The sequence below is a fragment of the Pleomorphomonas koreensis DSM 23070 genome, from assembly GCF_000425185.1.
Taxonomy (GTDB): Bacteria; Pseudomonadota; Alphaproteobacteria; order Rhizobiales; family Pleomorphomonadaceae; genus Pleomorphomonas; species Pleomorphomonas koreensis.
The window spans coordinates 293925-319758 of the sequence record NZ_KE384327.1 but is presented as its reverse complement, the minus strand read 5'-3'; the positions used below and the strand labels follow the sequence as shown (position 1 = coordinate 319758).

Below are 25834 nucleotides of genomic sequence, written 5' to 3'. Positions count from 1 at the left end.
TGATCGTCCGGTCGCGAATTTCTCAACGACCGGATGCGTCAGCATCTTCGCGGGGCTGGCATAGGGCCTATCTTCTGCGCCGGCTCGCCTGCTCGGCGGCGCGGGCCAGCGTCAACAGCGTCTCGCCGACGATGTCGGCGGACAGCGCCGGGCTGAGGCGGGCGTCGCGCGCCGCCTCCCCGAGCACGACGATCGCCCGGGCCAGCCGGGCCGGCGGCCACAGGCCGATCGCCGCCTCCACCTTGCCCTTGCGCTTGAAGAACACCGGCGGCCGGGCGCCGTTCACCGCGTCGGCCGGATTGACACCGTTCTCGACGGCCGCCCGGAGTTCGTCGAGCAGCATGAAATGGCGCAGCGCGGCACCGGCGATCTGGCCGGCATCGACGCCCTCGGCGCGTGCCTTGGCCAGTCCCTCCACCAGCGCCGGCGGCAGGCCGCCGGCCGCCGCGTCGATCAGTTCGTCGACGGCGAAGGTCGAGCTGTCGCCGATCAGCGCCTCGACGTCGGTGAGCGCGATGGAGCCGGCGCCATGGGCGTAGAGGCAGAGCTTGCGCACCTCGCCGCGCGTCATCAGCCGGTCGCCGCCGAGCAGCGAGATGAGAAGCGCCCGCGCCTCCGGCGCGATGGCAAGGCCGGCCGCCGCCACCTCGTCGTCGATCAAAGCGCCGATCGATCGCTCGTCGTCGGCAAAGCAGGGGATGGCATAGGCGCCCTTCTCCTGCTCGAATAACACGCGCAACGGATTGGACTTCTTGAGATCGCCCGCCTCGACGACCACGGCGGTGTCGGTCGGCGGCTGCCGGAACAGCGCCTTGAAGCGGCCGGCCAGATCGGTGCGGCCGCCGTCGCGCAGCAGGATCGCCCGCCGGCTGGAGAACATCGACAGGGCATAGGCCTCGTCGGCGAGCCGCGTCGGGTTGGCCGTCAGCTCGCCGGCCTCGATCCGGACGAGCGCGAAGGGATCGGCCGGGTCGGCGAAGGCGGCGGCGATCGTCCGCGCCCGCTCGGAGACCAGGCCGGTGTCCGGCCCGTAGACGAGGTAGAAGGCAACGTCGCGCGGCGGCCGCGCGACGAGGCGGTCGGCCTCCTGGGGGCGCGCCGCCACCATCGGCTCAGCCCTTGCCGATCAGCGCCGAGGACAGCCTGAGGCGGATGTCGGCCGCCGCCGTCCGGGCTGCCCGGTCGCCGGCGTCGCGCTCGGCGCGGACGTTGGCATAACGCTGCGAACTCGTATCGTAGGAGGCCGTCGTATAGACGTTGTCGGAGGTGACCACCCGGCCGCTGGCGATTTCGGTCAGCGTGTAGGTGGCGGTCAGCGACAACAGGCGCGCCACCGGAATGCCCTCGCGGGCGCGGATGGCCAGATCGGAGACGCGCGTCGTCAGGATGAGGTGCAGCCGGTACTTGGGCGCCACCAGCGCGCCGCCGCCGCGCAGCTGGAAGATCAGCTCGTTCATCAGCGCCTGGCCGACCCGGTCGGTCTGCGTCTCGACGGCGATCGAGGCGAGTTCGGTGGCGACGGCCGGTCGGCTCTCCGCCGCCGGCGAGCCGGCCGGCGCGTAGACCGGCCGCACCTGGCAGGCGGCGACGAGGCCGGCGGCCGCCAGGAGCAGCAGGCCGCGGCGGCTGAGATCAGACGACCACATTGACGATCCTCTGGGCGACGACGATGACCTTCTTCGGGCTCTTGCCGTCGAGCGCCTTGATCACGGCATCGAGCTTCATCACCTCGGCCTCCACCTCGGCCGGCGAGGCGGTGCGCGCCACGGTGACGTCGGCGCGCTTCTTGCCGTTGACCTGCACCGGCAGCGTCACCTCGTCCTCGACGAGCAGCGCCCGCTCGACCGCCGGCCAGTCGGTGAGCGCCACCAGCCCGTCGTTGCCGAGCGCCGCCCAGCTCTCCTCGGCGAGATGCGGCGTCATCGGCGCCATCATCCGGACGAGCAGGCCGGTCGCCTCGATCAGCGCCGCGGCGGCGGCGCCGTCGGCGGCGAGCAGCGCCTTGTCGGCGGAAAGCGCGCCGGCCAGCGTGTTGACCAGCTCGTAGATCTTGGCGAGCGCCACGTTGAAGCGCAGGCCCTCGATATTCTCCTCGACGGCGGCCAGCGCCTTGTGCGCCGCCTTGCGCAAGGCGAGCGCCAGCTTGTCGCCGCCCTCGGCCCGGCCGGCGCCCGGCACCAGCTCGGACGCCTCCGAGACGATGCGCCAGACGCGCTGCAGGAAGCGGGCGGTGCCCTGCGCGCCGGCTTCGGTCCACTCGACGTCGCGCTCCGGCGGGCTGTCGGACAGCATGAACCAGCGGGCGGTGTCGACGCCGAAGCTATCGATGATGTCGGTGGGGTCGACGGTGTTCTTCTTCGACTTCGACATCTTCTCGATCGGGCCGATCCTGACAGGCACACCCGACGACCGCAGCCGCGCCTTGCGGCTGCCGCCCTCCTCGAAGACCTCGACATCGGCCGGAGACAGCCATTCGCCGCTCTCCGACTGGTAGGTCTCGTGCACGACCATGCCTTGCGTGAACAGGCCGCGGAACGGCTCGTCGAAGCCGACGTGGCCGCATTTCTTCATGGCGCGGGTGAAGAAGCGCGAATAGAGCAGGTGCAGGATGGCGTGCTCGATGCCGCCGATATACTGGTCGACCGGCAGCCAGGCGTTGGCCACCTCCGGCACGGTCGGCGTCTGGGCGTGCGGCTCGGTGAAGCGCGTGTAGTACCAGGACGAATCGACGAAGGTGTCCATGGTATCCGTCTCGCGCCGCGCCGGCTTGCCGCAGGTCGGACAGACGCATTTGGTGAACGACGGGTGGCGGTCGAGCGGGTTGCCGGGCCGGTCGAACTCGACGTCCTCCGGCAGGCGGACCGGCAGATCCCTGGCCGGCACCGGCACCACGCCGCAGGCCTCGCAATGGATCACCGGGATCGGGCAGCCCCAGTAGCGCTGGCGCGAGATGCCCCAGTCGCGCAGGCGATAGTTCACCTGGCGCCTGGCGGCCGGCGCGCCGTGGAGCGTCGTCGCCTCCAGCTTCGAGGCGACGAGATCCTTGGCCGCCTCGACGTCCATTCCGTCGAGGAAGTCGGAGTTGAAGAGCTTTCCGTCGTCGGTATAGGCGACGTCGGCCACCGCGAAGGCAGCGGGGTCGGCCCCCTCGGGCAGCACCACCGGCGTGACGGACAGGCCGTACTTGCGGGCGAAATCGAGGTCGCGCTGGTCATGCGCCGGGCAGCCGAAGATGGCGCCGGTGCCGTAGTCCATCAGCACGAAGTTGGCGATATAGACCGGATAGCTCTTGCCGTTGAAAGGATGCTTGACGCTGAGGCCGGTGGCGTAGCCCTTCTTCTCGGCCGTCTCCAGCGCCGCCGCCGAGGTGCCGATGCGCCGGCACTCCTCGGAGAAGGCGGCAGCGGCCGGGTCCGTCCCGGACAGCGCCCGCGCCACCGGATGGTCGGCCGACAGCGCCAGGAAGCTCATGCCGTAGAGGGTGTCCGGACGGGTGGTGAACACCTCGATGGTCGGCTCGCCGGCCACCGGAGCGCCGTCGATCTCGAAGCGGACGCGGAGGCCCTCCGAACGGCCGATCCAGTTGCGCTGCATGGTCCGGACCTTGTCCGGCCAGCGATCGAGCCCGTCGAGGGCGGTGAGCAGCTCCTCGGAATAGTCGGAGATCCTCAGGAACCACTGCGTCAGCTCGCGCTGCTCGACCAGCGCGCCGGAGCGCCAGCCGCGGCCGTCGATCACCTGCTCGTTGGCGAGCACCGTCATGTCGACGGGGTCCCAGTTGACCTTGGACTTCTTGCGGTAGACGAGGCCGGCCTGAATGAAGTCGAGGAACAGCTTCTGCTGCTGGGTGTAGTAGTCCTCGTCGCAGGTGGCGAACTCGCGGCTCCAGTCCAGCGACAGGCCCATGCTCTTCAGCTGGCCGCGCATGGCGGCGATGTTGTCGTAGGTCCAGGCCTTGGGATGGACGCCCCCCTTCATCGCCGCGTTCTCGGCCGGCATGCCGAAGGCGTCCCAGCCCATGGGATGCAGGACGTTGAAGCCCTTGGCGCGCTTGTAGCGGGCCACCACGTCGCCCATGGTGTAGTTGCGCACGTGCCCGATGTGGATGCGACCGGACGGATAGGGGAACATCTCGAGCACGTAATACTTCGGCCGCGGATCGTCGTTCGTCGTCTCGAACACCTTGGCCTCGGTCCAGGCCTTCTGCCAGCGCGTCTCCGATTCGCGCGCGTTGTATCGCTCGGTCGCCATCGTCTCGTCTTCTGTCCCACGCCGCCGCTGAGCCAGGCGCCTGATGCGCCGGACCCCCGCGAAAAATATCACGGCATGACCATCATCAGAAACGGCACGGGGGGTCAATGCTCTCGACGCCGGGAGCGGCGTTTTCGGCGCCGCTCACGAACGGACGAAGTCGGTGGCGTGATCCTTGGCGAAGCTCTCGAAGAAGCGCGGCGGACGGCCGGTCATCTTCTCGACGGCCGGGCTGACGATCGATGCCGTGCCGTCGCGGATGGTGTCGAACTCGGCCACCCGCTCGGCGATCTGCTGCTCCGGCACGCCCTCGGCGGCCAGCCGCGCCTCGTAATCGGCGGCGGAAATTGGCTTGAAGGTCACCGGCCGGCCGGTGACGTGGCTCATCACCTCGGCGGCGCGGGCGAGCGGAATGGCCGAGGGGCCGGTGAGGAACAGCGTCTGGCCGTCGAAGTCGGAACCGGTCAGCGCCACGGCGGCGGCGGCGGCCACGTCGCGGCCGTCGACGAAGCTGATCAGGCCGTCGTCGGCCGGCAGCGCCAGCTCACCCTTGCCGACGTCCTCCTTCCAGACGGTACGGAAGTTGTCGGCAAACCAGTTGGCCCGGAGGATGACGAAGGGCAGTCCGGAATTCTCCAGCACCAGCTCCAGGCGGCGGTAGGGATTGTCGTCGGAGACGTCGGCGCCGATGGTCGACAGCAGCACCGCCTTGATCTTGCGGTCGACGACGTGCCGCATCACCGGCATCAGCGCGGCGATGACGTCGAGGGGCGCCGACGGCATCAGCACGAAGACGCGGTCGACGTCCTTGAACAGCGGCGCGATGCTGGCGGGATCGCGGAAATCGAACCGCAGCACCTCGGCATTGGGATGCGCCTCGCCGTCGAGGGCGGCCGCCTTGACGGTTTCGCCTTTCGCCACCAGTTCGGAAACGACCAGCTGGCCGATGGTGCCGGTGGCGCCGAGAACGAGGATGCTGTCTGCCATGGGGCTCTCCGTCTGGAAGTCCGATCCGGCCGGACGGCCGGCGCAAGACACAACGCCTCACCCCGTCGCAGGTTCCCCTCCTTCGCCTGCCGCGATCGCCGCAGCGAGGCGATCCAGCTGGTGGTCGGCGAAGACGGCGATGCCGCTCGCGGCCAGCAGGGCGGCGACGACGCCGGCGCCCGGCATCCGCCGGCCGGAGAAGCTGCCGTCGTAGATGGTGAGACTGCCGCAGGAGGGGCTGCGGTCGATCAGCAGTGCATGGCCGCAGTCCTCCCGGCGGGCAAGGTCGAGCGTCGCGACGGCGCCGGCCAGAAAGACGGTGGTCACGTCCTCGCCGGTCGCGGTCACCACGCGCGCCCGGCCGGCCAGGACATCGCCACCGTCGCCGCCGACGATCTCGGCCGGCGGCCGCGGCACCGGCAGGCCGCCCAGCATCTCCGGGCAGAGCGGCACCAGCCGGCCTTCCGCCAGCCAGCCGGCGACGCGGCGGTCGGCGAGCGGCTTGCCGGCGCCGTCGTAGCGGACCGGCCGGCCGATCAGGCAGGCGGAGATCAGGATGCGATGCATGGGGCAGCCGATGACGACGAAAAGGGCGTCCTCCCGCAGGGGAAGACGCCCTTTGTCCGGCTTGCGGCCGCCGCCGTCAATCCTCGCTGGTGCGGACCAGTATCTCGCGCTTTCCGGCATGGTTGGGCGGGCCGACCAGCCCTTCCTTCTCCATGCGCTCGATGATCGAGGCGGCGCGGTTGTAGCCGATGCCCAGCCGGCGCTGGATGTAGCTGGTGGTGGCGCGCTTGTCGCGCAGCACCAGCGCCACCGCCTGGTCGTAGAGGTCGGCGCCCTCGTCGGTCGAGACGGGGGATTCACCGCCGCCGTCCTCCTCGTCGTCGGCGGTGATGGCGTCGAGATAGTCGGGCACGCCTTGCGTCTTCAGGTGGGCGACGATCGCCTCCACCTCGCCGTCGGAGACGAACGGGCCGTGGACGCGCTGAATGCGGCCGCCGCCCTGCATGTAGAGCATGTCGCCCTGGCCGAGCAGTTGCTCGGCGCCCTGCTCGCCGAGGATGGTGCGGCTGTCGATCTTCGAGGTCACCTGGAAGGAGATGCGGGTCGGGAAATTGGCCTTGATGGTGCCGGTGATGACGTCCACCGACGGCCGCTGCGTCGCCATGATGACGTGGATGCCGGCGGCGCGGGCCATCTGCGCCAGCCGCTGCACCGCGCCCTCGATCTCCTTGCCCGCCACCATCATCAGGTCGGCCATCTCGTCGATGATGACCACGATGAAGGGGAGCGGCTTCAGCTCCATTTCCTCGGTCTCGAACACCGGCTCGCCGGTCTCCTTGTCGAAGCCGGTCTGGACGGTGCGGTTGATGCTCTCGCCGCGCTCGATGGCCTGCGCCACGCGGGCGTTGAAGCCCTCGATGTTGCGCACGCCGACCTTGGACATCTTCTTGTAGCGGTCCTCCATCTCGCGGACCGTCCACTTGAGCGCCACCACCGCCTTGCGCGGATCGGTGACCACGGGCGTCAGGAGATGCGGAATGCCGTCGTAGACGGACAGCTCCAGCATTTTCGGGTCGATCATGATCAGCCGGCATTCCTCGGGCGTCATGCGATAGAGCAGGCTGAGGATCATCGTGTTGATCGACACCGACTTGCCCGAGCCGGTGGTGCCGGCCACCAGCATGTGCGGCGTGCGGGCGAGGTCGATGATGACGGGCTCGCCGCCGATGGTCTTGCCGAGGGCCAGCGCCAGACGGCCCTTGAACTTCTCGAAGTCCTGGCTGGCGATCAGCTCGCGCAGGTAGACCATCTCGCGCCGCTGGTTGGGCAGCTCGATGCCGATGGCGTTCTTGCCGGGTATGACGGCGACGCGGGCGGCGACGGCGCTCATCGAGCGGGCGATGTCGTCGGCAAGGCCGATGACGCGTGACGACTTGATGCCGGGGGCCGGCTCCAGTTCGTAGAGCGTCACCACCGGGCCGGGACGGACGTTGAAGATCTCGCCCTTGATGCCGAAATCCTCCAGCACGCCTTCCAGGAGGCCGGCGTTCTGCTCCAGGCTGTCGGGCGTGTATTGCACGCCGTTGCCGCCCTTGGGCTCGGCCAGGAGTTCGATGTCGGGAAACTCGAAGCCGGCGGCGTCGAGCAGCGACAGCTGGGTGCCGCCCTTGGCGCGCTTGGCCTGCTGCACCGGCGGCGCCGGCGCCTTGACGCGGCCGGCCGGCTTGTCGGGCTGGGCGGCCGGCTTGCCGATGCGCGAGGCGGGGCCGCGCAAGGGAGCAGGCCGCGCCTCGAAGCTGCGCGGCGCCGGCGCGACAGCGACCGGCTTCGGCGGGGCGATCGGCTCGCCATCGGTGTCGTCGAAATCGGCGAGCCGGTCGTCGAGGGCGAAGGGTGGCGGATCGTCGTCCTCGTCCTCCTCATCGGCGATCGGCGCCGGCGCGGCGCGCGGCGCTTCCGGCGCGAAACTCGGCTCCACCCGGCCGCCACGCCGGTCGACGACCGGCGCCGGCCCGAAATCGTCGTCCTCGTCCTGGGCGGGTGCCACCGGCCGCGTCCGGGCCATGGTCGGCTCGGCCCGGCGGGGCGCCGGCGGCTGATAGTCGTCCTCGTCGTCCTCGTATTCCTCGCCGGGATAGGCGAAGGCCGGCCGGCGCAGGAAGCGGCGGGAGAGGCCGGCGCGCAGCGTCAGCCACCAGTGGCCAACGACGCCGCGCAGCGCCGCGAGGCGACCGCCCTCCTCCTCGTCGTCCTCGTCGTCGTCGTCCTGCCAGTCGCGAGCCGGCGCGGCGGCGCCGATCTTGCGGCCGGGAATGCCGGAGGCATAGATCATCGCCACCAGCGACAGCGGCCCGGTGACGATCAGCACGACGAGGCGCAGCGTATCGGTGAGGACGCCGTTGTTGAAGGCGGCCGGCAGTTGCAGGATGAGGTCGCCGATGGCGCCGCCGAGGCCGGTCGGCAGCGGCCAGCCGGTGGTGGGCGGCAGCGCGCCCATGAAGGCGGCGCCGACCAGCGTGCCGATCACCCAGCCGAACAGCCGGTTCCTGGCGACGCGCGGGATGCGGCCGACGGTAAGCTGCCAGCCCCAGATCACCACCGGCGCCAGGAACAGCGCGGCGGTGAGGCCGAACAGCTGCATGACGAGGTCGGCGATCACCGCGCCGGCCGAGCCCATGACGTTGCGCGTCGGGCCGTCGGCGACGTGGCTCCAGCTCGGATCGTCCACCGACCAGGTGGCGAGCGCGGCGGACAGCGCCGCGACGCCGGCGATCAGCATCAGGCCGGAGGCGCCGGCGATGTTGCGCAGCATCGCCTGCCGGAGGCGATCCTCACGGCTCGGCGCCGCCTGACGCTGGCGCTGGTCGAGGTCGCGCAGGTTGGCGGCGCGGCGGGCGTTGCCGGGGCGCGGCTCGTAGGGTCCGTCAAGGCGGCCGTTGTCGCGCAGGCGGGGGCTGGTCCTCATCTCTGCTCTCATGACAGAACCTCCGACAGACGGCTCAGCGCCTCGCGGCTGGTCGCCAGGCTCTCGACCATGGCGATGCGGATGAAGTCGGCGCCCGGATTGACGCCGTCGGCGCCGGTGGCCGACAGATAGCCGCCCGGCACCACCTTGACACCCACCTCGCCCCACAGCCGGGCCGCCACCGTTTCGCCGCCGCCCCAGCGGCCGACATCGAGCCACAGGAAGAAGCCGCCGGGCGGCACCAGGTCGGGGAAGCGGTCGCCGAGAATGTCGGCGGCGGCGGCATATTTGAGGTCGTAGAGGCGGCGATTTTCGACGACATGCGCCTCGTCGCCGAGCGCCGCCACGGCCACCGCCTGGATCGGCAGCGGCACCTGCGGCGCCGAGACGTTGCGGAACACCGCCCAGGCCGCCAGAAAGGCCGGATCGCCGATGGCGAAGCCGCAGCGGGCGCCGGCCAGGTTGGAGCGCTTGCTGAGCGAGTTGAAGGCGACGACGCCGGAGAGGCCGTCGCCGAGGCCATGGGCGGCGGCCAGCACGCCGTCGGGCGCCCGGCCGCGCCAGATCTCCGAGTAGCACTCGTCGGAGAACAACAGGAAGCCGTGGCGGCGGGCGAGCCGGACGAGACCCTGCAGCATCGCGAGGTCGGCCACCGCCCCCTGCGGGTTGGCCGGGCTGGCGTGGAAGGCGGCGACGGTGCGGGCAAGCAACTCCTCCGGCAGCGCCTCGAAGCGCGGCAGGAAGCCGTCGTCGCGGCCGGCCGACACCAGCACCGGTTCGGCGCCGGCCGCCTCGGCGGCGGCGGCATAGACGGCGTAGAAGGGATTGGGCAGCAGGATGGCCGGCCGTGGCCCCTTGGCGCCGCCAGCCAGCCGCACGGCGGTGAGCGTGGCGTGGAACAGGCCCTCGCGCGACCCGTTGAGCGGCAGCACGCCGTCGTCGCGATCAACAGTACCGTCCGGCAGGCCGAATCGCCGCTCGGCCCAGCCGGCGACGGCGGCGCGGAAGGCCGGCGTGCCCTTGATCGGCGGATAGCGGACGAAATCGGCCAGCGCGGCGTCGAGCACCGGGCCGACGAAGGCCGGCACCGGGTGACGCGGCTCGCCGACCGATACGTCGATCGGCGGACGGCCGGGCGCCACGCCGGCGATCAGCCGGCCAAGGCGCTGGAACGGGGAAACGGGAGGCGGCAGAGGCGTGGTCATGAAAGCCTGGGCTCGGGGCAACGGGTGATTCGGCCCGCGGCCCCTGAGAGCGGCCGGCCTTGTCGTCACCTGGCCACTCTAGGCATCCATGGTTAAACGCCCTTTAACCCTCTCGCCGGGATCGCCCCGAAACGGTCCCGGCGACCGTTTCCGAAATTTGCGTCCGGCAGCGACGCTCCGGCTTTCACCGAAGCGGGCACCGGACAGCTGGGGAGGTCGGGGCGGGCGGTCGCCGGAGCGGAAACTCCGGGCGGTCTCTCAGAGCGCTTCTTCGTCCTGCTCGCCGGTGCGGATGCGCACGGCGTGCTCGATCGAATGGACGAAGATCTTGCCGTCGCCGATCTGGCCGGTCTTGGCGGCCGAGGCGATGGTCTCCACCACCTTCTCCGCCTCGTTGGCCGGTACGGCGACCTCGATCTTCAGCTTCGGCAGGAAGCTGACGGCATATTCGGCGCCGCGGTAGATTTCGGTGTGGCCCTTCTGGCGGCCGTAGCCCTTGACCTCGGTGACCGTCAGGCCGTGCACGCCGAGCGTGGTCAGCGCGTCGCGCACCTCGTCGAGCTTGAAGGGCTTGATGATGGCCGTCACGATCTTCATGGGGGCACCTCTTTTCCGGTCCGTGTCGGGATGGGCGGCGAACCGCCTTGTCGATACGCCGACCATAGCGCGACCGGCGCGAGCGCCAAGCGGAAAATGGAATGGAGACTGCCGTCCTCGGCGCGTCGCGCGGCGATTGCACCGAAAGGATGAACGGGCGGACCCCTCAGGGATCCGCCCGTTGCAAATCGCCCGACGGGACGTCGGCTCAGTTGTAGGCGCGCTCGCCGTGGGTGGTGATGTCGAGACCTTCGCGCTCGGCCGTCTCGGTGACGCGCAGGCCCATGATCGCCTTGACGATGGACAGCGCGATCACCGACACCACGCCCGACACCAGGATGCAGACGATCACCGACACCACCTGGGCGGTGACCTGGGTGCCGAAGCCGGCGTAGTCGGCCTTGAGGCCGCCCAGCGCCGGGTTGGCGAACACGCCGGTCAGGATGGAGCCGACGATGCCGCCGACGCCGTGCACGCCGAACACGTCGAGGGCGTCGTCATAGCCGAACTTCGCCTTGACCCAGGTGGCGGCCCAGAAGCAGATCGCGCCGGCGGCAAGGCCGATCACGATGGCACCGAACGGACCGGCGGTGCCGCAGGCCGGGGTGATGGCGACCAGGCCGGCGACGACGCCCGAGGCGCCGCCGAGCAGCGAGGCGTGGCCACGGGTCAGCCATTCGGCGAACGGCCAGGCGATGGCCGCGGCGGCAGTGGCGACGAGGGTGTTGAGCAGCGCGTAGCCGGCGATGCCGTCGGCGGCCAGCTCCGAGCCGGCGTTGAAGCCGAACCAGCCGATCCACAGCAGCATGGCGCCGATATAGGTCAGCACCAGGTTGTGCGGCGCGAAGTTGTCGCGGCCGAGACCGATACGCTTGCCGCCCATGATGGCGATGACCAGACCGGCGATACCGGCGTTGATGTGCACCACGGTGCCGCCGGCGAAGTCGATGGCGCCCCAGACGCTGCCGAGATAGGAACCGGCGCCGCCCCATACCATGTGGGCCATCGGCAGGTAGGCGAAGGTGAACCACAGCACCAGGAAGAAGATCACCGCGCCGAACTTGACGCGCTCGGCCGAGGCGCCGACGATCAGCGCCGGCGTGATGCAGGCGAAGGTCATCTGGAAGGCGACGAAGACGATCTCGGGTATGGAGCCGGACACCGTCTCCGGGGTGATGCCGGCCAGGAAGGCCTTGCCGAAGGTGCCGATGAACGGCGACAGCGCGGTTGCCTCGTCCGGCATGGTGAAGGCCAGCGAGTAGCCGTAGACGATCCACAGGATGGCCATCACCGCAAAGCCGATCAGGCACTGCATCAGGATCGACAGCACGTTCTTGGAGCGTACGAGACCGCCGTAGAACAGGGCCAGCGCTGGTACGGTCATCATGGCGACCAGCACGGTGGAGGTGAGCACCCAGGCAGTGTGGCCGGGATCGGCGACGGGAACCGGGGCGGCGGCTTCGACCGCCGGCGCGACGGCGTCCTGGGCGAACGCCGCGGCGGCCATCAGCGCCAGTGCCGGCGCGGCCGCGAGAAGGGACTTGAGATGCTTCATCGAAATCCTCTTGGATCGGTTGTCGACTGTCCGTCCGGCCTGCCTGCCCACCTGGGCGCCAACCGGCGGCGTGCCTGACAGGCCCGGCAGCGGGCCCGCCGTGGGGTCAGAGCGCCTCGCCGTCGGTCTCGCCGGTGCGGATGCGCACGGCGTGCTCGATGGATGTGACGAAGATCTTGCCGTCGCCGATCTGGCCGGTCTTGGCGGCCGTGGCGATCGCCTCCACCACCTTGTCGACCTGGTCGGTGGCCACCGCCACCTCGACCTTCAGTTTCGGCAGGAAGCTGACAGCATATTCGGCGCCGCGGTAGATCTCGGTATGGCCCTTCTGGCGGCCATAGCCCTTGACTTCCGTCACCGTGAGCCCGTGCACGCCGAGAGCGTTGAGCGCGTCGCGCACCTCGTCCAGCTTGAAGGGCTTGATGATTGCCATGACGATCTTCATGGGGTTCCTTCCATCGACTGGTTTCCCGGGACCAGGCGCGCACCCCCGCGATGCGCCCCGTTGCGGGCCTCGATGCCTCCAGGAGAAACAATCTTTGTGCCAAGCTGGCCGGACAGGCGGCTTTTTCTGCATTTCGGCGGTCGGAGGCGCCGTCGGCGCCATGGCCGGTGATCATTTCAGCGGCATAGAGGCCGCTCTGCCCATATCAAAGGCAAACGATCTTGCTACTGCCGCCTCTTTTTACGGCAGTCACCTCCAGCCGCGGCCGGCTTTTTCGCGTCCGGAGACAGCGGGCCATTGGCCGCCATCCGCAATCCCACTATGTTGATGGGGCCTTCGATCGCAGCGGGAGTACCGGACAATGACCGAAACCGTCGAGAGAGTGGACGTGCTGATCGCCGGCGGCGGCTACGTCGGCCTGTCCGCAGCGCTGGCCATCGCCGCTTCGGTGCCGGGCGCCAGGGTGGCGCTCGTCGATCCCCGGCCATGGCGCGAGGCGTCGGGCGACGGCCGAGCCTTCGCGGTGGCCGCCGCCGGCCGCCGCATGCTCGGCGCCCTCGGCGTCTGGGACGGGCTGTCGGGCGAGGCCGAGCCGGTGCGCGAGATGATCATCACCGATTCCCGCCTGGACGACCTGATCCGTCCGGTGTTCCTGACCTTCGAGCGACAGGAAGGCAATGACGGGCCGCTCGCCCACATGCTGCCGACCGGCCCGCTGGTGGCGGCGCTCGGCGCCGCCGCCGAGAAAAGCGGCGTCCGCTTCCTGTCTCCCGACAGCGTCGCCGCCACCGAACCCCTCCCCGGCGGCCGGCGCGTCACGCTTGCCTCCGGCCGGACGATGCTGGCTTCGCTGGTGGTGGCCGCCGACGGCGCCCGCTCGCGCCTCCGGGCCGAAGCCGGCATCGGCGTCAATTCCTGGAGCTACGGCCAGTCGGGCATCGTCGCCACCATCGAGCACGAGCGGCCGCACGACGGCCGCGCCGAGGAGCATTTCCTGCCGGCCGGCCCGTTTGCCGTGCTGCCGCTGAAGGGCGGCCGCCGCTCGTCGCTGGTCTGGAGCGAGCGCAGCGACATCGCCGGCCGTCTGGTCGGCGGCGAGCCCTTCCTGTTCGACACAGAGCTGGCGCGCCGCCTCGGCCACCGGCTCGGCAAGCTCTCGGTGGTCGGCAAGCGGCAGGCCTTCCCGCTCGGCCTCGCGCTCGCCCGCCGCTTCACCGCCGAACGGCTGGCGCTGGTCGGCGACGCCGCGCACGCCATCCATCCGATCGCCGGCCAGGGCCTCAACCTCGGCTTCAAGGATGCGGCGGCGCTGGCCGAGGTGGTGGCCGGTGCGCTGAGAGCCGGCCGCGATCCCGGCGCCGCCGACGTGCTCGGCGACTACCAGCGCTGGCGCGGCTTCGACACCATCCGCATGGCCGCCATGACCGACGGTCTCAACCGGCTGTTCTCCAACGATCTCCTGCCGCTGCGGCTGGTCCGCGACCTCGGCCTCGGCCTGATCGACCGGCTGCCGCCGGTCAAGCGGGCGCTGATCGCCGCCGCGGCCGGCGCGCCCGGCCCGACGCCCCGCCTCGTCGACGGCGAGCCGATCTGACCTATCCTCCGAAGGCGATTACCGTCTCGGTGGAGAGGCGCGGCAACAGCCGCAGCATGTCGCGGCGGCTGATCGCCAGGCAGCCGGCCGTCGGGCCGAAGTCGGGGCGCGTCAGGTGAAAGAAGATGGCGCTGCCGCCGCCCTTGACGCGCGGCATGAGGTTGACGTCGAGCACCAGCACGATGTCGTAGACGCCGTCGTCGCGCCACATCGCCTCGTGGCTGGCCGGATAGGGCCGGCGGACCGGGCGGTTGTAGTTGCGATTCCCGGGATCGTCGCACCAGCCGTCGTCCGGCCTGAGCGGCCTGAGCGGCAGGCCGGCGACCGGCCGGGCGGGAAAGCGGTCGGGCCGGTAGTAGCCGCCGACGATGCGGAACTGTCCGATCGGGCTGGCGCCGTCGCCTTCCCGCTTCATGGCCGTGAGACCCGAGCGGCCGATGGCAGCGGCGAGATCGATGCCGTCACCGACGAGACGGCCGCGACAGTTTCGACGCGATGTCACGCGAACGTGAATGAGGTCGAACGCCGACCCCTTCGATTCCGGCTTGCGATGCATATTTTCCGCCTTGCTTGACAGACGGCCGCCAGCGACCAACAGACGGTATAATTCTGTGAAGTATCCGATCCGCCGTGATAATCTGGCAGAGATCGGGTGAATCGCCAACCCGGCGGCGCCCCTCCGGCAGGACGGGGGTGCTGCCGGCGTTCATCCTGGACGGCCCATCCTTGACGGGGACGACATGACCGCTCGAAAAATCCTGATCGTCGACGACGATCCCGACCTTCGCGAGGCGCTGCTGGAACAGCTCTCGCTGTTCGACGAATTCGAGCCGCTGGAGGCCGAAACCGCCACCAAGGGCATGCAGGCGGCCCGCACCGCCCACGTCGACCTGGTGCTGATGGACGTCGGCCTGCCCGACATGGACGGCCGCGAGGCGGTGAAGATCCTGAGGAAGGGCGGCTTCGCGGCGCCGGTGATCATGCTGACCGGCCACGACACCGACAGCGACCAGATCCTCGGCCTCGAAGCCGGCGCCAACGACTATGTCGCCAAGCCCTTCAAGTTCGCCGTGCTGCTCGCCCGCGTGCGCGCCCAGCTGCGCCAGCACGAGCAGTCGGAGGAGGCGGTGTTCACCATCGGCCCCTACACCTTCCGCCCCTCGGCCAAGCTGCTGGTCGACGGCAAGGGCGGCAAGATCCGGCTGACCGAGAAGGAAACCTCGATCCTGAAGTTCCTCTACCGGGCCGGCGACAAGGTGATCACCCGCGACGTGCTGCTGCACGAGGTCTGGGGCTACAACGCCGGTATCACCACCCACACGCTGGAAACGCACATCTACCGGCTGCGCCAGAAGATCGAGAAAGACCCGGCCAACGCCCAGCTCCTCGTCACCGAGGGCGGCGGCTACAAGCTGGTACCGTGAGCCCGGCCTTCGGCGTGGAAAACCCGGCCGCTTCGGACGGCCGGGGCATTGGGCGGTTAACCTTCCGGGACCGGCGTGCTACTGCTTCTCCGTCATGCGTCGTGCGGCGGCGCGTGATCGGTCGTCGTCGCCGCCGAGCCCGCCTTTCAGGCTGTCCATGAGTCTCGAGTCCGACATCAAGCTGCTCGGCACGGTGCCCATGCTGTCCGACTTCACGGAGGACAAGCTGCGCCTGCTCGCCTTCTCGGCCGAGAGCCGCAGTTTCAAGGACGGCCAGCGCCTCTACTCGACCGGCGACCGCGCCGACGGCGCCTATGTGGTGTCGTCGGGCGAGGTGGCGCTGTTTCCGCCCGGCAACGACGCGACGCCAGCCGAGGTGGCGGCGCCCGGCGCGCTGATCGACGGCCTGATGCTGATCGTCGACGGCGAACGGACGATGACCGCCGTGGCGCGCGGTCGCGTCGACACCATCCTGATCCGCCGGCCGCTGTTCCGCCGCATGCTCGACGAGTTTCCCGACATCGCCGCCAGCCTGCACCGCCGCCTGTCGGCAAACGTCCGCGACACCACCTCACGGCTGATGGCGGTGCGCGACCGCCTCGACCGGCTCGGTCACTGACCGCTAGAGCCTTTCCGGTGAAATCCGGTTCACCGGAAAGGCTCAATCTCATTGTTGAGACGCAATTCCGGACGCAAAACCGGTTCCCACTTTTGCTGGAATTGCTCTAGAGATCGACGGTCACCACCACCGGCGCGTGGTCGGACGGCCGGTCCCAGTCGCGGGCATCCTTTAGGATGCGGAAGTCGCTCATCCGGTCGGCCAGCGCCGGATGCGCCCAGATGTGGTCGAGCCGCCGGCCCTTGTCGGCCGCCCGCCAGTCCTTGGCGCGGTAGCTCCACCAGGAATACAGCTTCTCAGTGAGCGGCACGAAGCGCCGGGCGAGGTCGACATAGCCGGCCGACGCCCGCGCCGCCTCCAGCTTCTCGCATTCGATCGGCGTATGGCTGACGATCTTCAGAAGCGCCTTGTGCGACCAGACGTCGTGCTCGTGCGGGGCGACGTTGAGGTCGCCGACCACCACGTCCGGCAGACCGTCGCCGATCGCCGGCAGGAAGCCCTTCATCTCGTCGAGGAAGCGCAGCTTGTGCTCGAACTTCGGGTTGATCGCCGGGTCCGGCTCGTCGCCGCCGGCCGGCACGTAGAAGTTATGGACGCGAAAGGCCGAATTGCCCTCGCCGATCACCGCCGAGATATGGCGTGGATCGCCGACCTTGTCGCAGAACTCCTGCACGCGCACGTCGTGAAGCGGCAGCCGCGACACGATGCCGACGCCGTGGTAGCCGCCGCGGCCGCCGTTCAGCGCCACATGCTCGTAGCCGAGCTTGCGGAAGTCGGCGGCCGGGAACTGACCGTCCTGGCACTTGGTCTCCTGCAGGAACAGCACGTCGGGCGCCGCCTCGTTGAGAAGCCGCTCGACGATCAGCCGGCGCATCCGCACGGAATTGATGTTCCAGGTGGCGATCTTGACCTGTCGCATGGCTCTCGGCTCTCCGAACGTGAAAAGGCCCGCGGGCGGCTGCGCGCGGGCCTGGAATGGTTCAGCCGTGGCTGAGGCTCACTTCTCGGCCTTGGCGGCGTCGTTGAGCTTGCGGGCGCGGGCGTTGGTCGCCTCGAAGATGCGGGCCGCCTTGCCGCGCAGATCGCGCAGGTAATAGAGCTTGGCGCGACGCACCTTGCCGCGGCGCACCACCTCGAGCGAGTCGATCAGCGGCGAGTAGACCGGGAAGACGCGCTCGACGCCCTCGCCGTAGGAAATCTTGCGGACGGTGAAGCTCTCGTTGAGGCCGCCACCCTTGCGGGCGATGCAGACGCCTTCGTAGGCCTGCACGCGGGTGCGAGTGCCTTCGGTCACCTTGACGTTGACGCGCACGGTGTCGCCGGGGGAGAACTGCGGCAGCTCGCGCTGCGCCTTGACGGTGGCCATCTGCTCGGCCTCGAGCTCCTGGATGATCTTGCTCATCTTTGAATTCCTTCTTCTTCCTGAGCCGACCAGAGCGCCCGAAGACATCGTCACATCAGGACGAAGGGGCGGATGCGTCAATCAATTACCGGCCGGGTTCCTACACGAGCAGAGCGGCTTTGTCGACCACCTGCGGCAAGAATCTTGGCCGGAAAGCCTTCATTTCCGGCTCCGGCGCTCGACATGCGCCGCCCAGAGGTCGGGCCGCCGGGCAGCGGTCGTCCGCTCGGCGTCGGCGCGGCGCCAGGCGTCGACCTTGGCGTGGTCGCCGGACAACAGGACGGGCGGGATCGCCTCGCCCTCGAACACCGGCGGCCTGGTATATTGGGCGTGTTCGAGGAGGCCGTCCTCGAAGCTCTCGCTGAGGCCGGAAAGGTCGTTGCCCATCACGCCAGGCAGCAGGCGCACCACCGCGTCGATGAGCACCAGCGCCGCCACCTCGCCGCCGGACAGCACGTAGTCGCCGATCGACACCTCCTCGAAGCCGCGCCGGCCGATCAACCGCTCGTCGATGCCCTCGAAACGGCCGCAGAGCACGACGACGCCGGGACCGGCCGCCAGTTCGCGCACCCGCGATTGCCGGAGCGGCGTGCCGCGCGGCGTCATCACGAGGCGCGGCCGCGCGTCGTCGGGCGGCGACACCGCATCGACGGCACGGGCCAGAACGTCGGCACGCATCACCATGCCCGGCCCGCCGCCCGCCGGCGTGTCGTCGACGTTGCGATGCCGGCTGGTGGCGAAATCGCGGATCTGCGTCGCCGTGAGCGACCAGCCGCCCTCGGCGAGCGCCCGGCCGGCCAGACTGGCGCCGAGCGGCCCCGGAAACATCTCCGGATAGAGCGTCAGCACATCGGCGGCAAAGCCGGTCACGATGCGTCCTCCCCGTCCTCCGGCTGGCCGGCCTCGTCGAGGAGGCCGTCCGGCGGCATGACGATCGCCTTGCCCGCCGCAAAGTCGAGCGTCGGCACCACGGCGCGGGTGAACGGCAGGTAGACCGAGGGCTTGCCGGGCCGCCGCACCTCCAGAAGATCGCCGGCGCCGAAGTCGGCCACCGTCGCCACCGTGCCGATCGCCTCGCCGGCCGTGGTCTCGACGGCGAGGCCGATGAGGTCGGCGTGGTAGAACTCGTCCTCATCCGGCGGCGGCAACGCCGAGCGGTCGACGAAGAGTTTTGTCCGATTGAGCTTCTCGGCGGCGGTGCGGTCGGCGACGCCCTCGAAGGCGACCACCAGCATGTCGTCCTTCAGATGCCTCAGCGACTTCACCTTGAATACCCCACCCTTGCCGTCGGACAGCGGTCCATAGTCGGCGACCGCCAGGGGATCGGCGGTATGCGCCTTGACGCGCACCTCGCCGCGCACGCCGTGGGCGGCGCCGATCTCGGCGATCAGGATGGGCTTCGGCTCGGCCATGGCGGGTCTCCGGCAAGGAAAAGGACCGCCCCGCGGGGCGGGACGGTCCCTTGAAAGGCGGCGTCAGGCCGCAATCACTCGGTCGGCGCCTCGAGGGCGGCGGCCTTGGCGGCCCGCTCGGCGGCGCGCTCCTTGGCGCGGTCGCCCGGCTCGGCCTTCTTCGGGTTGGAGCGGGCCGGACGGTTGGCGAGGCCCGCCTTGTCGAGGAAGCGCAGCACGCGATCGGTCGGCTGGGCGCCCTGGTCGAGCCAGTACTTGGCGCGCTCGGCGTTCAGCGTGACGCGGTTCTCGGCGTCGTCGGCCAGCATGGGATCGAAGGTGCCGATCTTCTCGATGAAGCGGCCGTCGCGCGGCGAGCGGGCGTCGGCGATGACGATCGAATAGTGCGGACGCTTCTTGGCGCCGCCGCGGGCGAGACGGATCTTGAGGGACATCGGGGTTACTCCAGCTTGTCTGTCTTGAGGTTGAGGCGTCTTGGGTTCGGTGAGGCGCCCCTAGAGGCGGAGCGCCTCGTGGTGCCTGATCACTTCCGTGATGATGAAGTTCAGGAATTTCTCGGCGAAGTCCGGATCGAGCCGGGCGTCGGCGGCAAGGCCGCGCAGCCGCTCGATCTGCACCTTCTCGCGCGCCGGATCGGCCGCCGGCAGCGCGTGCTCGGCCTTGAGACGGCCGACCCGCTGCGTGCACTTGAAGCGCTCGGCGAGGAGATGCACCAGCGCCGCGTCGATGTTGTCGATCGAGCCGCGCAGCTCCAGGAGTTCGGCCATCACCGGATCGGGGGTGGTCATTTCTTCGGCCCCTTCGGCAGGCCGGGCAGACCCGGCAATCCCGGCAGGCGGCCGCCAAGACCGCCGAGGCCGGGCGGCAGTTGGCCAAGGCCGGGCGGCAATCCGCCGGCGCCGCCACCCATGCCCATGTCGCGGGCCATCTTCTCAAGCTGGGCGGGGTCCATCTTCGAGGGGTCGGGCAGGCCGCCGCCGCCCATCATGGCGCCGAGCTTGCCGAGGCCGCCGAACAGGCCGCCCTTCTGCTTGCCCATCGCCTTCATCATGTCGGCCATCTGCCGGTGCATCTTCAGCACCTTGTTGACGTCGGAGACGTCGGTACCCGAGCCGGCGGCGATGCGCTTCCGCCGCTTGGCATCGAGGAGGGCGGGTTTGGCCCGCTCCTTCTTGTTCATCGACTGGATGACGGCGAGCTGCCGCTTGAGAAGCCGGTCGTCGAAGCCGGCGGCGGCGAGCTGGTTCTTCATCTTGCCCATGCCGGGCATCAGGCCGAGGATGCCGCTCATGCCGCCGAGCTTCTGCATCTGGCCGAGCTGCTCGGCGAGGTCGTTCATGTCGAACTCGCCCTTGCCCATCTTGGCGGCCATGCGGGCCGCCTTCTCGGCGTCGAGGTTGGCGGCGGCCTTCTCGACCAGCGCCACGATGTCGCCCATGCCGAGGATGCGGTCGGCCACCCGCTGCGGGTGGAAGTCCTCGAGCGCGTCGGCCTTCTCGCCGACGCCCATCAGCTTGATCGGCTTGCCGGTGACGGCGCGCATCGACAGCGCCGCGCCGCCGCGGCCGTCGCCGTCGACGCGCGTCAGCACGATGCCGGTGATGCCGATCTGGCCGTCGAAGGCGCGCGCCGTGTTGACGGCGTCCTGGCCGGTCAGCGCGTCGGCCACCAACAGCACCTCGTGCGGCGCCGCGATCCGCTTGACGTCGGCCGCCTCGCTCATCAGCGCGTCGTCGACGGTGACGCGGCCGGCCGTATCGAGCAGCACCACGTCGTAGCCGCCGAGCCGGGCGGCGGTCAGCGCCCGCGCCGCGATCTCCTGCGCCGACTGGCCGGCGACGATCGGCAGCGTGTCGATGCCATTCTGCTGGCCGAGCACCTTCAACTGCTCCATGGCGGCCGGCCGACGGGTGTCGAGCGAGGCCATCAGCACCTTCTTGCGCTGGCGGTCGGTGAGGCGCTTGGCGATCTTCGCCGTGGTCGTCGTCTTGCCCGAGCCCTGCAAGCCGACCATCAGGATGGCCACCGGCGCCGGCGCCTCCAGGTCGATCGGCTGGGCGTCGGCGCCCAGCGTCTCCACCAGCTGGTCGTGGACGATCTTCACCACCATCTGGCCGGGGGTGACCGACTTCACCACCTCGACGCCGACGGCGCGGTTCTTCACCTTGTCGGTGAACGACTTGACGACGTCGAGCGCCACGTCGGCCTCGAGCAGCGCCCGCCGCACCTCGCGCATGGCCTCGGCGACATCGGCTTCCGACAGCGCACCGCGGCGGGTGAGCTTGTCGAAGATGCCGGCAAGGCGATCGGAAAGGCTTTCAAACATCGGCGGTCCCCGTCGAACGGTCTGTCGGACCGCTCATATGGCCTCGCCGGCCGCAAAACCCAAGCGCCACGCCCATCCGCGGGCGCGACGCGCTGGCGGATGTTGACCTCCGGGATCATGCCCCGGTCGGCGGCTCGGCTGTCGCAACAGGACGAGAATGGACGGGCCTTACAGACAAGGCGGCTTGAAGTCAAGGAAAAGCGAGGATCGCCTTCCGCCGTCGCCGCCGATCGTCTATGAAGGAGCCGGACAAGCGAGGCGGCGATGGGCATCCCTTACGTCAAGATGAACGGCATCGGCAACGAGATCGTGGTGCTCGACCTCAGGCACCGGCCGGAGACGGTGACGGCCGACGCCGCCCGCGCCATCGCCGCCCGCGAGCCCTTCGACCAGTTGATGGTGCTCTACGCGCCGCGCCGGCCGGACACCCTCGCCTCGATGCGCATCTTCAACGTCGACGGCTCCGAGAGCTTCGCCTGCGGCAACGGCAGCCGCTGCGTCGGCGCCCGCCTGTTCGAGGCCGGCGCGCCGTCGCCCTTCTTCCTCGAATCGCGCGCCGGCCTCCTCCGCGTCGAGCGGGCCGAGGGCGGCCTCGTCACCGTCGACATGGGCGAGCCGCGCTTTGCCTGGAACGACATCCCGCTCGCCGAGCCCTTCGCCGACACCCGCGCCATCGAGTTGCAGATCGGGCCGATCGACGCGCCGATCCTGCATTCGCCGTCGGTGGTGAGCATCGGCAACCCGCACGCCATCTTCTGGGTCGACGACGTCGAAGCCTACGATCTCGCCGCCATCGGGCCGATGCTGGAGAACCACCCGATCTTCCCCGAGCGCGCCAACATCTCGCTCGCCCACGTCACGGCGCCCGACGCGCTGACGCTGAGGGTGTGGGAGCGCGGCGCCGGCCTGACGCGCGCCTGCGGCTCGGCCGCCTGCGCCGCCGCCGTCTCGGCCGCCCGCACCCGCCGCACCGGCCGCAAGGTGCGCGTCAGCCTGCCGGGCGGCGACCTCGTCATCGACTGGACGGCGGAGAACCGCATCCTGATGACCGGCGCCACCGAATTCGAGCACGACGGCCTGCTGCCGGAAGCGACCTTCGCGCCGGAGGTAGCCTGAAGCAGTTCCGGGAAAGCCGGCTTCCACCTTTCCCTCCGGAACCGCGGGCAAACAAGCAGATGGAGCGCGGCCGCGCAGCACGGAGGCGCTCGGGAGGATTGGTCGTGCGCTACGGCTTTCCCATGCAGACCTCGCAGGTCACCGCCGCCATCCGGGCGGCGCACCAGACGCACGACGACGGCCGCGTCTTCCGCGATCCCTTCGCCGAGGACATCCTCGGCCCGGAGGCGGCGCCGCTGACCATGGGCCTGCCGGGGGTGCCCGGCTACCACGTCCTGCGCTTCCTGATGCCCGCCCGCAGCCGCTATGCCGAGGACGCGCTGGCCGAGGCGGTGGAGCGCGGCTGCCGCCAGATGGTGATCCTCGGCGCCGGCCTCGACACCTTCAGCCTCCGCAACCCCTACCGGCGGCTCGGGCTCGCCGTCTTCGAGGTCGACCGCGCCGCCGCCCAGGCCGACAAGCGGCGGCGCCTCCTGCGCCTCGGGCCGCATCTGCCGGCCGGCCTGTCGCTGGTGCCGGCCGAGATCGGCGGCGGCGACCTCGCCGCGGCGCTCTCCGCCGCCGGCTGGCGGGCCGACCAGCCGACCTTCTTCGAAATGCTCGGCGTCGCCGTCTACCTGCCGGTGGCGACGACGCTCGATCTGCTCCGCTTCATCGCCGGCCTGCCGCGCTCCGAGGTCGTCCTCGACTATACGGTGCCGCCCCATTCCCAGTCGCCGGAGGGCCGCGCCGTCACCGAGGCGATGACGGCGGAACTGGCGGCCAGCGGCGAGCCGTGGGTCGGCTTCTTCGAGCCGGCAGAGCTTGCCGCCGCGCTGCGGCAAATCGGCCTGTCCGACGTGGAGGACCTCGATATCCAGGCGCTGAGGCACCGCTATCTCGGCGAGCCCGCCGCCGGCGGCGGCGAATGGGGATCGCACGTGGTGCGCGCCCGCCGCCCGGATTAGCGGTCCCCCGCGGTTTCGCCTCTGGCAATTTCCGCGCCTTTCCGCCATATAGCCGGGTCTGGACCACAGGGAGCACGACGACGGCATGGCGATCGAGGTGATCACCTTCGGCTGCCGCCTCAACACGGCGGAATCGGAAGTGATGCGGCGGAAGGCGCTCGAAGCGGGCCTCTCCGACGCCGTGCTGGTCAACACCTGCGCCGTCACCGGCGAGGCGGTGCGACAGGCCAAACAGGCGATCCGCCGCGCCCGCCGCGCCGATCCCGGCGCTCGCATCGTCGTCACCGGCTGCGCCGCCCAGACCTCGCCCGAGCTGTTCGCCGAGATGGACGAGGTCGATCTGGTGGTCGGCAACGCCGACAAGCTCTCCGAGGCGGCCTACAGCGCCATCCCCGACTTCGGCGTATCGGCCGAGGAGAAAACCCGCGTCAACGACATCATGAGCGTGCGCGAGACGGCGCTGCACCTCGTCGACGGCTTCGAGGGCCGCACCCGCGCCTTCGTGCAGGTGCAGAACGGCTGCGACCACCGCTGCACCTTCTGCATCATCCCGTTCGGCCGCGGCAATTCCCGCTCGGTGCCGATGGGCGACGTGGTGAGCCAGGTGCGCCGCCTCGTCGAAAACGGCTACGCCGAGGTGGTGCTGACCGGCGTCGACCTCACCTCCTACGGCGACGACCTGCCCGGCCGGCCGCGGCTCGGCCGCCTGACGCGCGTCCTCCTGAAGGAAGTGCCGGAGCTGTCCCGCCTCAGGATCTCGTCGATCGATTCGATCGAGGCCGACCCCGACCTGATGGTTGCCATCGCCGAGGAGGAACGGCTGATGCCGCACATGCACCTCTCCCTCCAGCACGGCGACGACCTGATCCTGAAGCGCATGAAGCGCCGCCATCTCAGGGCCGACGCCGTCCGCTTCTGCGACGAGGCGCGGCGCCTCCGCCCTGACATGGTGTTCGGCGCCGACATCATCGCCGGCTTCCCCACCGAGACCGAGGACATGTTCCGGAACTCGCTCGCCATCGTCGACGACTGCGGCCTCACCCATCTCCACGTCTTCCCCTATTCGCCGCGCCCCGGTACGCCGGCCGCCCGCATGCCGCAGGTGGCACGGCCGGAGATCAAGGCGCGCGCCGCCCGCCTGAGGGAGAAGGGCGACGTCGCCTTCCGCGCCCATCTCGACGCCGAGGCCGGCCGCCGCCATGCCGTGCTGGTCGAAAAAGACGGGCTCGGCCGCACCGAACAGTTCACGCTGACCGAGATCGACCGGGGCGCGCCCGGCGAGATCGTGCCGGCCGTCGTCACCGGCCACACCGACCGCACCCTAATCTCCAGAGCCGCCTGAGGCGGAGGACCGAACGACATGTCGGACGACAAGAAGCCGGGCCTGATCGGCCGCTGGTTCGGCGGCAAGGCCGGGGTGCCGGACACACGTGAATCATCGCCGGAATCATCGCCAGCGCCGGCGGAGCCCGTCGCCGTGCCCGAGCCGGCACCTGATACGGCGCTGGCGCCCGAAACGCCCCGCCCCTCCTGGTTCCAGCGCCTCACCGGCGGCATGTCGCGCTCCTCGCAGGCGATCGGCGGCGGCATCGTCTCGATCTTCACCAAGCGCAAGCTCGACGGCGACACGCTGGAGGAACTGGAGGACGTGCTGATCCAGGCCGACCTCGGCGTCGCCGTCGCCGCGGCCATCGCCGAGCGCCTGTCGGCCGAGCGCTACGGCAAGGACATCACCGACGCCGAGGTGAAGGCCGTCCTGGCCGCCGAGGTCGAGAAGGTGCTGGCCCCGGTCGCCGTGCCCTTCGCGCTCAAGCCGGGCAAGGCGCCGCAGGTGGTGCTGGTGGTCGGCGTCAACGGCTCCGGCAAGACCACCACCATCGGCAAGCTCGCCTCGAAATTCACCGCCGAGGGCCACAAGGTAATGCTGGCGGCCGGCGACACCTTCCGCGCCGCCGCCATCGACCAGCTCAAAGTGTGGGCCGGCCGGGCGGGCGTGCCGATCGTCGCCCGCGAGGTCGGCGCCGATTCGGCCGGCCTCGCCTTCGAGGCGCTGACCCGCGCCCGCGCCGAGGGCATCGACGTGCTGATGATCGACACCGCCGGCCGCCTCCAGAACAAGGCCGAGCTGATGGCCGAGCTGGAGAAGGTCGTCCGCGTCATCAGGAAGATCGATCCGACGGCGCCGCACGACGTGCTCTTGGTGCTCGACGCCACCACCGGCCAGAACGCCGTCTCCCAGGTCGAGGCCTTCGGCCGCACGGCCGGCGTCACCGGCCTCGTCATGACCAAGCTCGACGGCACGGCGCGCGGCGGCATCCTGGTGGCCATCGCCGAGAAATTCGGCCTGCCGGTGCACTTCATCGGCGTCGGCGAGGGGCTGGACGACCTCGAACCCTTCGCGGCGCGCGACTTCGCCCGCGCCATCGCCGGCATCGACGATTAAGCATCTGCCCGAAAGTTGTGAGAATTTTCGGACGAGCGG

The 25834-nt window shown here is 70.1% G+C and carries 24 protein-coding genes and 1 pseudogene; 7 read left to right on the top strand and 18 right to left on the bottom strand.

From position 1 onward, the window contains the following. Window positions 1-67: 67 nt before the first annotated feature. The 10 genes from holA to H512_RS0121540 form a co-directional block, all read right to left on the bottom strand. Window positions 68-1108 (bottom strand): DNA polymerase III subunit delta, encoded by a 1041-nt coding sequence (gene holA / locus H512_RS0121585; protein WP_026785175.1) that lies wholly within the window; start codon window positions 1106-1108, stop codon window positions 68-70. 4 nt (window positions 1109-1112) lie between these two features. After that, complete coding sequence (lptE, locus tag H512_RS25440) at window positions 1113-1646, bottom strand: LPS assembly lipoprotein LptE (RefSeq protein ID WP_053240133.1); 534 nt, start codon at window positions 1644-1646, stop codon at window positions 1113-1115. After that, entirely contained in the window at window positions 1633-4251 is a 2619-nt protein-coding gene (leuS, locus tag H512_RS0121575; protein ID WP_026785174.1) for a leucine--tRNA ligase, read from the bottom strand. Before leuS ends, lptE begins: the two co-directional genes overlap by 14 nt. 144 nt (window positions 4252-4395) lie before the next feature. Continuing rightward, window positions 4396-5238, bottom strand: a complete 843-nt coding sequence (locus H512_RS0121570) for an NmrA family NAD(P)-binding protein (RefSeq protein WP_026785173.1) — start codon at window positions 5236-5238, stop codon at window positions 4396-4398. Window positions 5239-5295: 57 nt separating this feature from the next. Beyond that, window positions 5296-5805, bottom strand: coding sequence for a 2-thiouracil desulfurase family protein (locus H512_RS0121565; RefSeq protein ID WP_026785172.1), 510 nt, complete (start codon window positions 5803-5805; stop codon window positions 5296-5298). A 76-nt stretch (window positions 5806-5881) separates the two neighbouring features. Continuing rightward, on the bottom strand, window positions 5882-8710 hold the full coding sequence (locus tag H512_RS25435; protein ID WP_084798687.1) for a DNA translocase FtsK: 2829 nt from the start codon (window positions 8708-8710) through the stop codon (window positions 5882-5884). 8 nt (window positions 8711-8718) lie between these two features. Continuing rightward, a complete protein-coding gene (locus H512_RS0121555; RefSeq protein ID WP_026785171.1) occupies window positions 8719-9915 on the bottom strand; it encodes an aminotransferase class I/II-fold pyridoxal phosphate-dependent enzyme in 1197 nt (398 codons plus the stop codon). Between the two features lie 258 nt (window positions 9916-10173). Then, complete coding sequence (locus H512_RS0121550) at window positions 10174-10512, bottom strand: P-II family nitrogen regulator (protein ID WP_026785170.1); 339 nt, start codon at window positions 10510-10512, stop codon at window positions 10174-10176. A gap of 208 nt (window positions 10513-10720) precedes the next feature. Continuing rightward, window positions 10721-12067 (bottom strand): ammonium transporter, encoded by a 1347-nt coding sequence (locus H512_RS0121545; protein WP_026785169.1) that lies wholly within the window; start codon window positions 12065-12067, stop codon window positions 10721-10723. Window positions 12068-12173: 106 nt separating this feature from the next. After that, window positions 12174-12512 (bottom strand): P-II family nitrogen regulator, encoded by a 339-nt coding sequence (locus H512_RS0121540; protein WP_026785168.1) that lies wholly within the window; start codon window positions 12510-12512, stop codon window positions 12174-12176. Between the two features lie 361 nt (window positions 12513-12873). On the opposite strand from H512_RS0121540, the gene H512_RS0121535 reads away from it, so the two are divergent. Continuing rightward, window positions 12874-14106, top strand: coding sequence for an FAD-dependent monooxygenase (locus H512_RS0121535; protein ID WP_026785167.1), 1233 nt, complete (start codon window positions 12874-12876; stop codon window positions 14104-14106). Between the two features lies 1 nt (window position 14107). On the opposite strand, the gene H512_RS0121530 is transcribed toward H512_RS0121535, so the two are convergent. Beyond that, window positions 14108-14662, bottom strand: a complete 555-nt coding sequence (locus H512_RS0121530; RefSeq protein WP_026785166.1) for a L,D-transpeptidase family protein — start codon at window positions 14660-14662, stop codon at window positions 14108-14110. A 184-nt stretch (window positions 14663-14846) separates the two neighbouring features. Between H512_RS0121530 and H512_RS0121525 the strand changes: the two genes are divergently transcribed. Together H512_RS0121525 and H512_RS0121520 are read left to right on the top strand one after the other, a co-directional pair. Further along, on the top strand, window positions 14847-15530 hold the full coding sequence (locus tag H512_RS0121525; RefSeq protein WP_026785165.1) for a response regulator transcription factor: 684 nt from the start codon (window positions 14847-14849) through the stop codon (window positions 15528-15530). A gap of 157 nt (window positions 15531-15687) precedes the next feature. Continuing rightward, entirely contained in the window at window positions 15688-16149 is a 462-nt protein-coding gene (locus H512_RS0121520; protein WP_026785164.1) for a Crp/Fnr family transcriptional regulator, read from the top strand. A gap of 106 nt (window positions 16150-16255) precedes the next feature. Here the strand turns inward: H512_RS0121520 and H512_RS0121515 are convergent, their stop codons facing one another. The 7 genes and pseudogenes from H512_RS0121515 to ffh form a co-directional block, all read right to left on the bottom strand. Continuing rightward, window positions 16256-17068 (bottom strand): exodeoxyribonuclease III, encoded by an 813-nt coding sequence (locus H512_RS0121515; protein ID WP_026785163.1) that lies wholly within the window; start codon window positions 17066-17068, stop codon window positions 16256-16258. An 87-nt stretch (window positions 17069-17155) separates the two neighbouring features. Continuing rightward, a pseudogene (gene rplS, locus H512_RS25430) lies at window positions 17156-17551 on the bottom strand (50S ribosomal protein L19); the annotation flags it as partial. Between the two features lie 159 nt (window positions 17552-17710). Beyond that, window positions 17711-18421 (bottom strand): tRNA (guanosine(37)-N1)-methyltransferase TrmD, encoded by a 711-nt coding sequence (gene trmD, locus H512_RS0121505; protein ID WP_026785162.1) that lies wholly within the window; start codon window positions 18419-18421, stop codon window positions 17711-17713. Continuing rightward, window positions 18418-18963 carry a ribosome maturation factor RimM gene (gene rimM, locus H512_RS0121500; protein ID WP_026785161.1) on the bottom strand — a complete coding sequence of 182 codons (546 nt, stop codon included), beginning with the start codon at window positions 18961-18963 and terminating at the stop codon, window positions 18418-18420. Before rimM ends, trmD begins: the two co-directional genes overlap by 4 nt. Window positions 18964-19037: 74 nt before the next feature. Continuing rightward, window positions 19038-19397: a 30S ribosomal protein S16 gene (gene rpsP, locus H512_RS0121495; RefSeq protein ID WP_026785160.1), complete on the bottom strand. Its 360-nt coding sequence runs from the start codon at window positions 19395-19397 to the stop codon at window positions 19038-19040. Window positions 19398-19457: 60 nt separating this feature from the next. After that, the gene (locus H512_RS0121490; protein WP_026785159.1) at window positions 19458-19751 is read right to left on the bottom strand and encodes a chorismate mutase; all 294 of its coding nucleotides are present in this window, start codon (window positions 19749-19751) and stop codon (window positions 19458-19460) included. Beyond that, window positions 19748-21289, bottom strand: a complete 1542-nt coding sequence (gene ffh / locus H512_RS0121485) for a signal recognition particle protein (protein WP_026785158.1) — start codon at window positions 21287-21289, stop codon at window positions 19748-19750. Before ffh ends, H512_RS0121490 begins: the two co-directional genes overlap by 4 nt. A gap of 264 nt (window positions 21290-21553) precedes the next feature. On the opposite strand from ffh, the gene dapF reads away from it, so the two are divergent. The 4 genes from dapF (at window position 21554) to ftsY (ending at window position 25795) form a co-directional block, all read left to right on the top strand. Next, the gene (gene dapF / locus H512_RS0121480; protein ID WP_026785157.1) at window positions 21554-22405 is read left to right on the top strand and encodes a diaminopimelate epimerase; all 852 of its coding nucleotides are present in this window, start codon (window positions 21554-21556) and stop codon (window positions 22403-22405) included. Window positions 22406-22509: 104 nt separating this feature from the next. Next, entirely contained in the window at window positions 22510-23352 is an 843-nt protein-coding gene (locus H512_RS0121475) for a class I SAM-dependent methyltransferase (RefSeq protein ID WP_026785156.1), read from the top strand. 85 nt (window positions 23353-23437) lie between these two features. Further along, window positions 23438-24694: a tRNA (N(6)-L-threonylcarbamoyladenosine(37)-C(2))-methylthiotransferase MtaB gene (mtaB, locus tag H512_RS0121470; protein WP_026785155.1), complete on the top strand. Its 1257-nt coding sequence runs from the start codon at window positions 23438-23440 to the stop codon at window positions 24692-24694. A gap of 18 nt (window positions 24695-24712) precedes the next feature. Then, window positions 24713-25795, top strand: a complete 1083-nt coding sequence (gene ftsY, locus H512_RS0121465; RefSeq protein ID WP_026785154.1) for a signal recognition particle-docking protein FtsY — start codon at window positions 24713-24715, stop codon at window positions 25793-25795. Window positions 25796-25834: the final 39 nt, after the last annotated feature.

Excerpts from the sequence above, each read along its gene's own strand:
- holA (WP_026785175.1), bottom strand. The coding sequence starts at position 1,108 with ATGGTGGCGGCGCGCCCCCAGGAGGCCGACCGCCTCGTCGCGCGGCCG.
- lptE (WP_053240133.1), bottom strand. The coding sequence starts at position 1,646 with ATGTGGTCGTCTGATCTCAGCCGCCGCGGCCTGCTGCTCCTGGCGGCC.
- leuS (WP_026785174.1), bottom strand. The coding sequence starts at position 4,251 with ATGGCGACCGAGCGATACAACGCGCGCGAATCGGAGACGCGCTGGCAG.
- H512_RS0121570 (WP_026785173.1), bottom strand. The coding sequence starts at position 5,238 with ATGGCAGACAGCATCCTCGTTCTCGGCGCCACCGGCACCATCGGCCAG.
- H512_RS0121565 (WP_026785172.1), bottom strand. The coding sequence starts at position 5,805 with ATGCATCGCATCCTGATCTCCGCCTGCCTGATCGGCCGGCCGGTCCGC.
- H512_RS25435 (WP_084798687.1), bottom strand. The coding sequence starts at position 8,710 with ATGAGGACCAGCCCCCGCCTGCGCGACAACGGCCGCCTTGACGGACCC.
- H512_RS0121555 (WP_026785171.1), bottom strand. The coding sequence starts at position 9,915 with ATGACCACGCCTCTGCCGCCTCCCGTTTCCCCGTTCCAGCGCCTTGGC.
- H512_RS0121550 (WP_026785170.1), bottom strand. The coding sequence starts at position 10,512 with ATGAAGATCGTGACGGCCATCATCAAGCCCTTCAAGCTCGACGAGGTG.
- H512_RS0121545 (WP_026785169.1), bottom strand. The coding sequence starts at position 12,067 with ATGAAGCATCTCAAGTCCCTTCTCGCGGCCGCGCCGGCACTGGCGCTG.
- H512_RS0121540 (WP_026785168.1), bottom strand. The coding sequence starts at position 12,512 with ATGAAGATCGTCATGGCAATCATCAAGCCCTTCAAGCTGGACGAGGTG.
- H512_RS0121535 (WP_026785167.1), top strand. The coding sequence starts at position 12,874 with ATGACCGAAACCGTCGAGAGAGTGGACGTGCTGATCGCCGGCGGCGGC.
- H512_RS0121530 (WP_026785166.1), bottom strand. The coding sequence starts at position 14,662 with ATGCATCGCAAGCCGGAATCGAAGGGGTCGGCGTTCGACCTCATTCAC.
- H512_RS0121525 (WP_026785165.1), top strand. The coding sequence starts at position 14,847 with ATGACCGCTCGAAAAATCCTGATCGTCGACGACGATCCCGACCTTCGC.
- H512_RS0121520 (WP_026785164.1), top strand. The coding sequence starts at position 15,688 with ATGAGTCTCGAGTCCGACATCAAGCTGCTCGGCACGGTGCCCATGCTG.
- H512_RS0121515 (WP_026785163.1), bottom strand. The coding sequence starts at position 17,068 with ATGCGACAGGTCAAGATCGCCACCTGGAACATCAATTCCGTGCGGATG.
- rimM (WP_026785161.1), bottom strand. The coding sequence starts at position 18,963 with ATGGCCGAGCCGAAGCCCATCCTGATCGCCGAGATCGGCGCCGCCCAC.
- rpsP (WP_026785160.1), bottom strand. The coding sequence starts at position 19,397 with ATGTCCCTCAAGATCCGTCTCGCCCGCGGCGGCGCCAAGAAGCGTCCG.
- H512_RS0121490 (WP_026785159.1), bottom strand. The coding sequence starts at position 19,751 with ATGACCACCCCCGATCCGGTGATGGCCGAACTCCTGGAGCTGCGCGGC.
- ffh (WP_026785158.1), bottom strand. The coding sequence starts at position 21,289 with ATGTTTGAAAGCCTTTCCGATCGCCTTGCCGGCATCTTCGACAAGCTC.
- dapF (WP_026785157.1), top strand. The coding sequence starts at position 21,554 with ATGGGCATCCCTTACGTCAAGATGAACGGCATCGGCAACGAGATCGTG.
- mtaB (WP_026785155.1), top strand. The coding sequence starts at position 23,438 with ATGGCGATCGAGGTGATCACCTTCGGCTGCCGCCTCAACACGGCGGAA.
- ftsY (WP_026785154.1), top strand. The coding sequence starts at position 24,713 with ATGTCGGACGACAAGAAGCCGGGCCTGATCGGCCGCTGGTTCGGCGGC.